Below are 11,631 nucleotides of genomic sequence, written 5' to 3'. Positions count from 1 at the left end.
TAATTCTTGGCAAGATTTTGGATGTGAAACTTTTGCTATTCTTTATGCCATTTAAAATTGTTTAGATAAGGAATATTGTTCATGGTTTTAATTAATAAATCTTTTTTGTTAATTAGTTGTGATGTTGCATCCCACTCACCTGTCGAAAGCATGTCTAAAGGGCCGGTTTCGATATTTACTTTCAAGTTATTTTCGCTATTACTAAGTAGCTTTGTTAGAAGGTTAAGCTCCCAATTCTTTTGAGGGTTTTTGTCAATTTCTTTTTGCAGATAGTTGATTTCATCTGATGTTAGGGTCGCACAAGGAATGCCTAGTGCTAAACAATTCCCAAAGAAGATTTCTGAAAAGCTTTGACCAATTACCGCACGTATACCCCAACGCATTAATGCTTGTGGTGCATGTTCTCTACTGGAACCGCAACCAAAATTATCGTTGACTACAAGAATTGAGCTGCCTTGATTGACAGCAAGATCAAAAGGGTGAGAACCTTTTAACTCTTTTCTGTCATCTGCAAATACGTGATTACCTAAATCTTGGAAACTTACACATTTAAGAAATCTTGCAGGAATAATGCGATCAGTATCTATGTCATTGCCATGCAAAACAATACATCGACCGATCACTTTTTTAATTTCGCCATGAGGGAAGGGAGAGTTCGTTCTCATGAAATTTTCCTTGGATTATTAGGCAAAGTTTTGAAGCATGATTCGTACATCTGTAACTTTTCCATTTATTGCGGCGGCGGCAACCATTGCTGGACTCATCAGTAGCGTCCTCCCATTTGAGGAACCTTGCCTCCCTTTGAAGTTCCTATTACTTGAACTGGCACTAATTTGTCGTCCTTCAAGCTTGTCAGGATTCATTGCAAGACACATTGAGCATCCTGGTTCTCGCCATTCAAAACCAGCTTCTCGAAAGACAATATCTAAACCTTCTTTTTTAGCAGCTATAGCAACTTTTTCGGAACCTGGGACTACAAAAGCTTTGAGGCCTTTTGCTACATGTCGACCTTTTGCAATTGCTGCTGCTGCTTGAAGATCGCTTAGACGACCATTTGTACAGCTTCCTATAAAACATACATCTACAGGAAGACCAGCAATACTATCCCCAGGCTTCAAATCCATATATTCGCAGGCTTCTGCAGCTATTTGACGTTCATTTGGATTTAGAGACTGTAGTAATGGGATATTTTCATCTATAGCTACACCTTGTCCAGGCGTTATCCCCCAAGTAACTGTTGGTGCTATTGATGATGCATCAAAGTGAACCTCATCATCGAAAATGGCTGCAGATTCACTTGCAAGGCTTTGCCACCAATTGATTGCTTGATGCCATTGCTCATCATTGGGCGCGTAAAGTCTGTTTTGGAGGTAGTTAAAGGTCGTTGAATCAGGATTGATATAACCGCAACGAGCACCTCCTTCTATCGCCATATTGCATATCGTCATTCTCTCTTCCATGGAGAGGAGCTCTATTGCTGGTCCTGCAAATTCATATGCATATCCAACGCCTCCTTTAACACCTAAGGATCTAATTACGTGAAGGATTAGATCTTTTGCAAAAACACCTTTTCCTAATTTCCCATCAAACCAAAGGCGTTTGACTTTTAGTTTGTCTATCGCAAGACTTTGACTAGCAAGAACATCCCGCACTTGACTTGTTCCTATCCCGAATGCAATGGCTCCAAATGCTCCATGGGTTGAGGTATGAGAATCTCCACAAGCAACTGTCATGCCTGGTTGTGTTAGACCTAGTTCAGGGGCAATGACATGGACGATCCCTTGTTTACCGCTTCCAAGTCCAAAGAGCTGGATTCCATGTGTTTTGCAGTTTCGTTCCAAAGTGCATAGCATTTCTTCTGCTAATGGATCTGCAAAAGGACGCTTCTGATTAATTGTGGGAACTATGTGATCCACAGTTGCCACAGTTCGATTAGGGCAACAAACCTTTAAACCTCTTTCTTCCAGTGCAGAAAATGCTTGTGGGCTGGTCACTTCATGAATTAAATGCAGTCCAACAAAAAGCTGTGTAGACCCTCCAGGTAGATCAGTCACCCGGTGTAGATCCCAAACTTTGTCGTAGAGCGTTCCTGAGCTCAATTTTGAATTAAGTGGAGTTGCAAGAATGAAAAGATTAGCTCTGTGAGAGCAAAAGCAAACGGAGTTGTTCTAATCCATTTAAAACACTGAGGCGTTGAATGCCTATTCTGCCTCTGTTGGCTCCAAAATTTTGTGGGTTTGATTCACAGCTTCTAGGACCAGCAACAGCTATGTGAACAGTTCCAACTGGCTTATCTTTAGTGCCCCCAGCTGGTCCAGCCAGTCCGCTTATTGCGATTCCCCAATCTGAGTTCAATTTTTTGCGAGCACCTTTTGCCATGGCTCTGACAACTTCCTCTGAAACAGCACCGTGATTGTCAATTAATTCTTTGGGAACTCCTAGTAACTTTTCTTTGATTGCATTGCTATATGCAATAACTCCACCTACAAAGACATCCGAAGCTCCAGGTAAGGCAGATATGGCAGCCCCTAGCCCCCCTCCTGTACAAGACTCTGCAATTGCAAGTGTTTCATTTCTTTGTCGTAGAAGTTCAAGAACAACAGAAGCTAAGCTTTCATTTCCAGATCCATAACATTTAACCCCAACTCTATTGCGTAATTCTTGTTCTAAAGGGAGAAGCAGTTTTTGTGCCTCTTCAATGTTTTTCCCTTTAGCGGTAAGACGTAACTTTACTTCCCCAAGACTTGCATATGGAGCCAAAGTGGGGTTGTTGTTGTTGAGAAGATCAGCTACTTCATCAGAAAGAGTGGATTCTGAAATTCCTGAAAATTTTAGAACTTTACTAATCAAAGTATCTGTTGCACCTCCATGTTGCTTGAGCCATGGGACAGCAGTTTCAGTCCACATTTCTTTTAGTTCTGAAGGGACTCCAGGGAAAGTCAGTATCGTGAAATCTTCTTTGGGATGCCAGATCATTCCAGGAGCAGTTCCTGACCGATTTGGAATTACCTTTGCATTGAAGGGTAACAGGGCTTGCTTACGATTACTAAGGCTTGATATTTGACTGTTGACCGACATTTTGTTTTGTATATCTATCCAAAGTTCTGTCTTTTCTTCTAGTGGCATGTTAAAAGCAGCGGCTAATGCTTCTGTAGTGAGATCATCAGGAGTTGGCCCTAGTCCTCCAGTAGTGATAAGAATTTTGCTGCGCTTGGCAGCTTCAAGAACTGCTCTTTGGAGTCGAGCAATATTGTCTCCTACAACGGTCTGTAAATAATGAGGTAAACCTAAGATTGCTAACTCTTTGGCAATCCAGCGCGCATTACTGTTAAGAATATCTCCAAGAAGTAGCTCTGTACCAATACAGAGAATTTCTACGCCATGTTTTTTGATTGGTTGCTCAGACAAGTTTTTAGAGATTATTTTTTGTATAGAGGAAAACGTCTACAAAGCTCACTAACTTTCTCAAGACATTGACCTTGGATCGAGGCATCCTCGGGGTTCAGTAAACGTTTGGCAATTACATCAGCAACTTCATAAAAAGCTTCCTCAGTAAATCCTCGAGTAGTAAGTGCTGCAGTTCCTAGCCTCATGCCACTAGTAACAAATGGAGACTCCGGATCAAAGGGAACAGTGTTCTTATTCGCAGTAATTCTGACTTCACTGACCAGCCGATCTGCAAGCTTTCCTGTCATGCCAATGGATCGAAGATCTAGTAACACTATATGGTTGTCAGTGCCATTGCTTACAACATCGATACCTTGATCTTGAATACCTTTTGCTAAGGCTTTTGCATTAGCTACTATCTCGCGACTATAGATTTGAAAACTTGGCTGAAGTGCTTCTCCAAAGGCTACAGCTTTAGCCGCTATGACGTGTTCTAGTGGACCTCCTTGGCTGCCTGGGAACACAGATTTGTCGAATTTGCGTCCAAACTCTTCGTCTCTGCATAGGATTAACCCCCCTCTGGGACCTCTCAAAGTTTTGTGAGTAGTAGTAGTTACTACATCGCAATGAGGAACAGGGTTTGGATGTTCTCCTGCAGCTACTAGTCCTGCGATATGGGCCATATCAGCTAGTAGATAGGCATCTACTTCCTTGGCAATAGAGCTGAAAGCAGCAAAGTCGATTGTCCTTGGATATGCAGAAAACCCACAGATAATTAACTTTGGCTTATGAGTTAGCGCTTGTTGTCTTATTGCTTCCATTTCGAGCCTTTGACTCTCTCTGTTGACGCCGTAATTAACGACGTTGAACCACTTACCACTTACGTTTACTGGGGAGCCATGAGTGAGATGTCCGCCATGAGATAAGTCCATACCCATGATGGTGTCCCCAGGATTGAGGAGGGCTAGAAAAACCGCAAAATTAGCCTGCGCTCCACTATGAGGCTGAACATTTGCCCAATTAGCGTGAAAGAGTTGCTTCGCGCGTTGAATCGCTAACTCCTCGATTGCATCTATATGCTCACAGCCTCCGTAATAACGTTTTTGTGGGAGACCTTCTGCATATTTGTTAGTAAGAGCAGAACCTTGAGCTTGCATTACCGCTCGAGAGGCGAAATTCTCACTGGCAATTAGCTCTAGATGAGTTTCTTGTCGTTCTTGCTCTTTTTCAATTAAAAAGGCAATAGGGGCATCTGCATCCTTTAAATCGGCGTTAATCGAAAGCAAGGAGACAACCTCCATTTTGGGATTAGAAGCTTTGGGATAGTAGGCAAAGTCGTCGCAATTGGATACTCAGGGCAGTATTTTTGCCTTTATGATCACAAATTAAAAAAAACTGCCCTTGGGGCAGTTAAAAAAACGCGCCTGGAGAGATTCGAACTCCCGACCCTCTGATCCGTAGTCAGATGCTCTAATCCGCTGAGCTACAGGCGCTTGACCAAATCAATCACACTCCATGAAGGGCACCTTCGTCAACTAAGCAATCGAATTGATATCACAATTAGAGAAATTGGAGTTTTCCTTATGACTTTTGACCAGTCTCACCTGCGTGATATTCAGATTGCTATAGGTGACCGTCTTTATATTCAAGTTGCTAGTTGGCATCTTTATTTAGGAGATGCTGGGTTAGCCGAAACTCTTGCTATTGAATGTCTGGCTCATTTGGATCAAGGGTCAAACGTTGCTGCACGAAAGGCACTTGAGACAGTACAAGTACCACTGGCTGGAGGCAGTATGCGATTACCTCTGTCCAGATTAATTCCGTCAGGACAGATTTTTGATCTTGAAGATATTTTGGACCCTTATTGCAGATAAGGTTGAAATAACTTAGGGAGGCCCCTTGTTGATTATCGAGGTCACCAATGCCCGTGAAGTAATGCGTGAACGCATAGGACTTTTGGGTGACAGGTTAATAGGGAAAGTACTTGATGCTGAAGCTCAGGTAGAGAAAGCTTTGATTCAAGAGATAGAACTTTCTTTTCAGGAATTTGGTATTCAAGCTCGAATCGTTTCAGTTCAAGGACCTAAGTTGACGCGTGATAATCAGCTGGAGTTCCCAATTAAGGTCAGGCAAGAACGTGAGGTTTCATTCAAAGACGAATAATGCCCTTTGTAAGAAGTATGAATAATTCTTTGACTTCTTTAATTTTCATGGAGCTACCGATCAATCCAAAAACAAGCAAACTAGTGGCCCCTGACAGAATGACTTGACTTAATAGTCCTATTCCATTCTCGGGCCATGTCACAGCTGTTTTCATGAACCAGGCAACTAATCCAGAGGTGAACCCTGCTATCAGTAGCTTGATCCCATCCAAGCTCCATTCTTTAAGAGGTAACCTTCCAATGCATGAATTCAACTTAAATAAGAGTGCTGTGCAAGTTAGGAAGTTAATTGCAGCTGTGGCCAAAACAAGACCTGGCGCTCCAAAATTAAAGGGCATTTGATCCCCCCAAGGAGTTGGCCCTCCAACTAATACCCAGTCAAAAAGAATATTTAAGATAATTCCTATACTTGAAAGATAAAAAGGAGTTTGACCATCTCCTAGGGCATAGAAAACCCTTACCAATAAATCTCTACATAAATAAGCTGGCATTCCTATGCCATAGGCAATTAATAAGGCTGCAACTAAGTTAATAGCGTTACTTTCAAAGGCTCCTCTTGCATAGAAAAGAGCAACTATTGGAGTACCTAGAGTTATGAAGATTGCGCCTAGAGCAATCATGCTTGCAGCTGAAAGCATGAGCCCTTGACGAATTCTAGCGATTAGTAAATCTTGTTCATTTGAGTTAGTTAGCTTCGCAAATGTAGGAAGAAGAGGGATTATCAAGGCATTAGAAACTAGCCCCAAAGGCGCTTGAATTAAAAAGTTTGCATAGCTAAGACCAGCTGCAGCTCCTACAATGCCAGATGCGAAAAAAAGATCGGTAAAAACGTTGATTGTCAACATCCCTGACGAGAGTGTTGCTGGTCCAATAATATTTAAGACTTCTTTGACACCAGGATGTCGCCAATCCCAGATTAACTTAACTCTGAAAAGACTTTGCTTAAATAAGGTGGGAAGTTGCACAAGCCATTGAATTAATGCACCTATTAATGTTCCCAATGCCAGTACTAGTCCACCTATTAGGGCAAGTTGCTGAGATTCGTAAATTGCACCTTTATTCAGCCAGAAAATGCCTGTAAAGGTCATTAGAGTTAAACTTGAAATTAAGGGCGATATTGAAGGTAGGAAGAATTTATTATTAGCATTGAGTGCGCCAAATCCAATGCCAATTAGACCAGCTAATAAAGCAATAGGTGCCATTATTTGTAGTTGAAATACGGCAATTTTATGAATATCAGTGTTCAGTCCAGGGCCCAAAATTTTAATTAGAGGATCTGCTGCAATGACAAGAATTGCAGTTATTAAAATTAGCCCGGTACTAATTAATGTATGTATTGCAGAGAGGATATATGAACCTTCCTTTTTGGTTTTGCGGCTAAGTACAGTAACTATTGCATTATGAAATGGGCCATTTATGCCTCCTAGAAGGATCAAAAAAAAGCCAGGCAGCACATATGCATAGCTATAAGCGTCATAGGCGGCACCTATACCAAAAGTACCTGCAATGACGAGTTGCCTGGCAAAGCCACCAATTTTGCTGACCAGTGTCCCTGAGGTGACGACCAGAGCAATGTTTTGGAGGGATCTCGTCATTAGTTGGCCGAGTTAATCAGTTCATTGAGTGGTTTGATTAGGGCTCTTAATGAGCCACTATGTCAGAAATGCATTAATCCCAATGGTGGTAAAGCCATTGCTTACGTTCCCATCCTTAGAAGAGGGAATATTGCTGAAGCGATACAAGCGTTTTTTAGCGGATGTGGAATTAAAAGGTGGGCAAATTGTGACTGCACATTGCGCAAATACTGGGCCCATGAAAGGTATTTTGCATCCTGGTGGTCGTATTAGAGTTCGCTATTCACCATCCCCTTCTCGCAAATTAGATTGGTCTTGGGAGCAAGCAGAAGTACCTGATGAAGAAGGTGGATCATGTTGGGTAGGAGTTAATACATCGTTGCCTAACAAACTTGTGCGACTGGTTATTGAATCTGGTTACTTGATAGAAGAATTGGGCCAAGTATCCGAAATTCGTCAAGAAGTTCCTTATGGTTTTGAAAGGCGAAGCAGAATTGATTTATTTATAAAGCCGAAAGCAGAATCTGCTGATTTAAGGCCGATTTATTTGGAGGTGAAAAACACTACTTGGAAAGAGGGAAAAATCGCTCGCTTCCCTGACACTGTGACTGTGCGTGGCCAAAAACACTTGAAGGAGCTTATTGGTGTACTTCCTGAAGCTAGATCAGTACTAGTTCCATGTCTTAGTAGAAATGATGTGGATTTTTTTGCACCTGGTGATTCTGCTGACCCTACCTATGGAAAACTTTTTCGGATGGCTGTACTTGAAGGAGTTGAGGTGATCCCATGCTGTTTTGGATTTCACCGAGACAAAATCACTTGGGAAGGTAAACGGCCCATTTTAAAAAGTTAAAGTTTGGAGTCCCCTTTTTGGAGGCTGATTAATAAGGATCTTTTCATTTGCCCTTAGAGATTCAAGGTTTTGTATCAACCACCACTTCCTTGAAGCCGACTTTAGACAATCTTTGTACTTTACAAATTGGACCAACTAGTCCCGTTTAATTAGCAGCTTCAAATTTTCTATGACCACTGCTTTCCATGCACCTCCACGGAGACGAGCCTCTCGCCTTCAGGAGGCCAGCTTAATTGAAGGACCAATGCTTCTACTAAGAAGTATTCGTGGATTGAGCTCTTATCGCTCTTTTCTTTGGTTGGCCTGCGTTCCACTTGCTTTTTTAGGTTTAGGCCTTTTTAACCTTTCAGCGCATGCTGCTGATTTGCCTGACTTGAATGCGGCTTTCTTAGCGAATAATCTTTGGCTTTTAGTCGCGACGATTCTTGTCATCTTTATGAATGCAGGCTTTGCAATGGTCGAAGCAGGAATGTGCCGTCAAAAAAATGCAGTAAACATCCTTGCAAAAAACTTGTTTGTATTTGCTCTTGCTGTAACTGCATATTGGTTTGTTGGCTATTCGATAATGTATGGCGATGCCGTCGCTGCAGGATGGCTCTTCTTCAGTGGTCTTTTCTTTGATCCAACTGTTACTCCTGAAGTGATAGGTGAAGCAGGATTGGTTCCAACCGTTGACTTCTTATTCCAAGCTGCCTTTGCAGGTACTGCAGCCACAATCGTTTCAGGTCTAGTTGCTGAACGTGTCAAGTTTGGAGAGTTTGTTGTCTTCTCTTTAGTACTTACAGCGATTATTTATCCAATTTCAGGAAGTTGGCAGTGGAACGGTGGTTGGCTGAGCGAAGCAGGCTTCATTGACTTTGCAGGCTCGTCAATTGTTCATTCAGTTGGCGCTTGGGCTGGCTTAGTAGGAGCAATGCTTCTAGGACCTCGTATCGGCAAATTTGTAGATGGTAAGTCTCAGGCAATGCCTGGCCACAACATGGCTATTGCAACTCTAGGTGCACTAGTTCTTTGGATTGGTTGGTATGGATTTAATCCAGGCTCTCAGCTAGCTATGGATCAGTGGGTTCCATATGTTGCTGTTACTACAACACTGGCTGCTGCAGGTGGAGCAATTGGAGCAACCATTGTTTCTACTCTTACCTCTGGTAAGCCTGATTTAACGATGATTATCAATGGAATTCTTGCTGGTCTCGTAAGTATCACAGCAGGATGCGCAAACCTCACAATGTCAGGAGCTTGGTTAGCGGGCGTTATAGGTGGGGTGATTGTTGTCTTCTCAGTATCCGCTCTTGACTCTTTAGGTATTGATGACCCTGTTGGTGCTTTTTCAGTTCACGGTGTTTGTGGCATCTGGGGAACTTTAGTTGTTGGTCTTTGGGGCTATGACATCCAGGGCTCTGGAGCAGGTCTTGGACTCTTGACTGGTGGCGGAATTGGCCAGCTTTGGATTCAGTTCATTGGTTGCCTGGCTTATGCAATCTGGACTGTTGTGACTTGCTGGATTGCTTGGTCAGTGATCGGTGGATTGTTTGGAGGAATCCGTGTCTCCGAATCCGAGGAAATCCAAGGTCTTGATATAGGTGAGCATGGAATGGAGGCTTATCCTGATTTTGCGTCGTCTGGTAATTAAGATTTTTCAGGAATCATTTTCTTATTAAGCCTGGCAATAAGCCAGGCTTTTTTTTGTCAGTCTTGTGGATTTTCTAATAGATTCACTGCAAAGATGTAGCCTTCCTCATATGGATACTCAAGCTTTTAAGCGTTCGCTGCATCAATCAGAACGTTATAACAGGAGAGGTTTTGGCTCTCCTGCTAAACGAGCACAAGCGCTCGAAAAGGTTTATCAAAGTAATTTGATTAGTTCTATTCGAGATAATGGGTATCTCTTGGAGCATGGAAGATTAAAAGTCAAGCTTGCAGAAGCGTTTGGCTTTTGTTGGGGCGTAGAGAGGGCGGTTGCTATGGCTTATGAAACCAGAAGGCATTATCCAAATGAGCAAATTTGGATAACCAATGAAATTATTCACAACCCTTCAGTGAATGATCATTTGCGCAAAATGAACGTTCGCTTTATATCAGCAGAAAATGGGATAAAGGATTTCTCAGATGTAGAGAATGGTGATGTTGTAATTTTGCCTGCATTTGGTGCAACTGTTCAAGAAATGCAGCTTCTCCATGAGCGAGGTTGTCACATTATTGATACCACCTGCCCATGGGTTTCAAAGGTATGGCATACCGTTGAAAAGCATAAGAAACATACTTTTACATCAATAATTCATGGTAAATACAAACATGAAGAAACTCTTGCCACAAGTTCATTTGCAGGAACCTATCTTGTTGTACTAGACCTTGAAGAAGCTCAATATGTTGCAGATTACATTTTGGGGAAAGGAGATCGTAATGAGTTCCTTAGGCGATTTGCTAAAGCTTCTTCTTCAGGATTTGACCCAGATAAAGATTTAAACCGTATTGGGGTCGCTAATCAGACAACAATGTTAAAAAGTGAAACTGAGGAAATAGGACGGTTGTTTGAATTAACGATGTTGAAAAAGTATGGGCCAAAGGAATTAAATGATCATTTTCTTGCCTTTAATACCATTTGTGATGCTACAGAGGAAAGGCAAGGGGCAATGTTCTCTTTAGTTGATGAACCATTAGATATGCTTGTTGTAATAGGTGGATTTAATTCTTCTAATACTACTCATTTACAAGAGATTGCAATTAGTAGAGGCCTTCGCTCTTTTCATATAGATGCACCGGAGAGAATTAATGAGATAGAAAATACTATTACTCATATGCCATTAGGTCATTCCTTAGTGGAGGAGGAGAAGTTTTTATCTGAAGGAAATATTTGTGTGGGTATTACCTCAGGTGCATCTACCCCTGACAGAGTTGTTGAACATGTGATCCAGAAGTTGATTAAGCTGAGTGAGCGTAAGCTTTTAACTAATTAATTTAAAGTTCTGACTTGGAGGGGGATTCGAAAATTGTTTTTTACTTAATAGCTATTCCTTCTATTTCACTAATTGATTTGATGGAAAGGAAGTAGGAGTAAGATGCTTTGGCTGAAACTTGCCTCAAATGGAAGAAAGCGAATCCCAATTGAGTTCAACCCCTAATTTAAATGCCTCAAAGGCACCTCCCAAGGTTGAGGTTGTCGTCCAGAGTCCAAATTCACAGGGTGAAGTCAACATCACTGCTGAATTGGCTTTATTTATTCTTCGCATCGGCTTTTGTTTGTTGATGATTCACCATGGATTGGAGAAGCTTCAGGACCCAGAAGGCTTTGCTGAGTTTGTTGTAGGAAAATATTTTGGCTTCCTCCCTGGAAACCCTGTTATTTGGACTTATGCAGCAGCTTTGACCCAGCTGATTTGTCCAGTGGGACTTGCTATTGGATTCTTTGCTCGAATTTCAGCACTGGGTCTTTTTTCTACAATGATATTTGCAGTTTATTTTCATCTAGTTGATACGGGCTTGGAAGGATTCCCATTTGCTGTAGTAGAAAATCATAACTATAATTTTGAGTTGTCTGCTATTTATGCAGCAATAGCATTTTATTTTGCATGCGCAGGCCCTGGAAGATTGTCTGCATTCAGAAAGACAAATACCATTACTTACTATCCAAAAAGTGAAAGTTGAGATGGCCTCA

Annotated in this window: 11 protein-coding genes and 1 tRNA gene; 6 read left to right on the top strand and 6 right to left on the bottom strand. The window is 41.8% G+C overall.

Annotation, left to right across the window (positions count from 1 at the left end):
- Positions 1-35: 35 nt before the first annotated feature.
- From SOI82_RS05245 to SOI82_RS05225, 5 genes are all read right to left on the bottom strand, one after another.
- Entirely contained in the window at positions 36-665 is a 630-nt protein-coding gene (locus SOI82_RS05245; protein ID WP_320668301.1) for a 3-isopropylmalate dehydratase small subunit, read from the bottom strand.
- A gap of 18 nt (positions 666-683) precedes the next feature.
- The gene (gene leuC, locus SOI82_RS05240) at positions 684-2,099 is read right to left on the bottom strand and encodes a 3-isopropylmalate dehydratase large subunit (protein WP_320668300.1); all 1,416 of its coding nucleotides are present in this window, start codon (positions 2,097-2,099) and stop codon (positions 684-686) included.
- 34 nt (positions 2,100-2,133) lie between these two features.
- Positions 2,134-3,408 (bottom strand): competence/damage-inducible protein A, encoded by a 1,275-nt coding sequence (locus SOI82_RS05235; RefSeq protein ID WP_414153524.1) that lies wholly within the window; start codon positions 3,406-3,408, stop codon positions 2,134-2,136.
- Positions 3,409-3,419: 11 nt separating this feature from the next.
- On the bottom strand, positions 3,420-4,688 hold the full coding sequence (gene glyA / locus SOI82_RS05230; protein ID WP_320668299.1) for a serine hydroxymethyltransferase: 1,269 nt from the start codon (positions 4,686-4,688) through the stop codon (positions 3,420-3,422).
- Positions 4,689-4,806: 118 nt separating this feature from the next.
- Positions 4,807-4,880: transfer RNA gene (locus SOI82_RS05225), tRNA-Arg, on the bottom strand.
- 90 nt (positions 4,881-4,970) lie between these two features.
- Between SOI82_RS05225 and SOI82_RS05220 the strand changes: the two genes are divergently transcribed.
- Together SOI82_RS05220 and SOI82_RS05215 are read left to right on the top strand one after the other, a co-directional pair.
- Positions 4,971-5,261, top strand: coding sequence for a DUF3181 family protein (locus SOI82_RS05220; protein ID WP_320668339.1), 291 nt, complete (start codon positions 4,971-4,973; stop codon positions 5,259-5,261).
- A gap of 25 nt (positions 5,262-5,286) precedes the next feature.
- On the top strand, positions 5,287-5,550 hold the full coding sequence (locus tag SOI82_RS05215; RefSeq protein WP_320668298.1) for a cytochrome-c oxidase: 264 nt from the start codon (positions 5,287-5,289) through the stop codon (positions 5,548-5,550).
- Here the strand turns inward: SOI82_RS05215 and murJ are convergent.
- The gene (murJ, locus tag SOI82_RS05210; protein WP_320668297.1) at positions 5,537-7,144 is read right to left on the bottom strand and encodes a murein biosynthesis integral membrane protein MurJ; all 1,608 of its coding nucleotides are present in this window, start codon (positions 7,142-7,144) and stop codon (positions 5,537-5,539) included. The two genes, SOI82_RS05215 and murJ, sit on opposite strands and share 14 nt — an antisense overlap.
- An 82-nt stretch (positions 7,145-7,226) precedes the next feature.
- Between murJ and sfsA the strand changes: the two genes are divergently transcribed.
- The 4 genes from sfsA (at position 7,227) to SOI82_RS05190 (ending at position 11,621) form a co-directional block, all read left to right on the top strand.
- Positions 7,227-7,976: a DNA/RNA nuclease SfsA gene (gene sfsA, locus SOI82_RS05205; RefSeq protein ID WP_320668338.1), complete on the top strand. Its 750-nt coding sequence runs from the start codon at positions 7,227-7,229 to the stop codon at positions 7,974-7,976.
- 169 nt (positions 7,977-8,145) lie between these two features.
- Positions 8,146-9,609, top strand: coding sequence for an ammonium transporter (locus SOI82_RS05200; RefSeq protein ID WP_320668296.1), 1,464 nt, complete (start codon positions 8,146-8,148; stop codon positions 9,607-9,609).
- Between the two features lie 109 nt (positions 9,610-9,718).
- On the top strand, positions 9,719-10,933 hold the full coding sequence (locus SOI82_RS05195; RefSeq protein ID WP_320668295.1) for a 4-hydroxy-3-methylbut-2-enyl diphosphate reductase: 1,215 nt from the start codon (positions 9,719-9,721) through the stop codon (positions 10,931-10,933).
- Between the two features lie 127 nt (positions 10,934-11,060).
- Positions 11,061-11,621, top strand: coding sequence for a DoxX family protein (locus SOI82_RS05190; protein WP_320668294.1), 561 nt, complete (start codon positions 11,061-11,063; stop codon positions 11,619-11,621).
- Positions 11,622-11,631: the final 10 nt, after the last annotated feature.

It is taken from the genome of Prochlorococcus sp. MIT 1307 (assembly GCF_034092395.1).
Classification (GTDB): domain Bacteria; phylum Cyanobacteriota; class Cyanobacteriia; order PCC-6307; family Cyanobiaceae; genus AG-363-K07.
The sequence above is the reverse complement of the archived record's forward strand: the minus strand, read 5'-3'. Positions and strand labels throughout refer to the sequence as shown.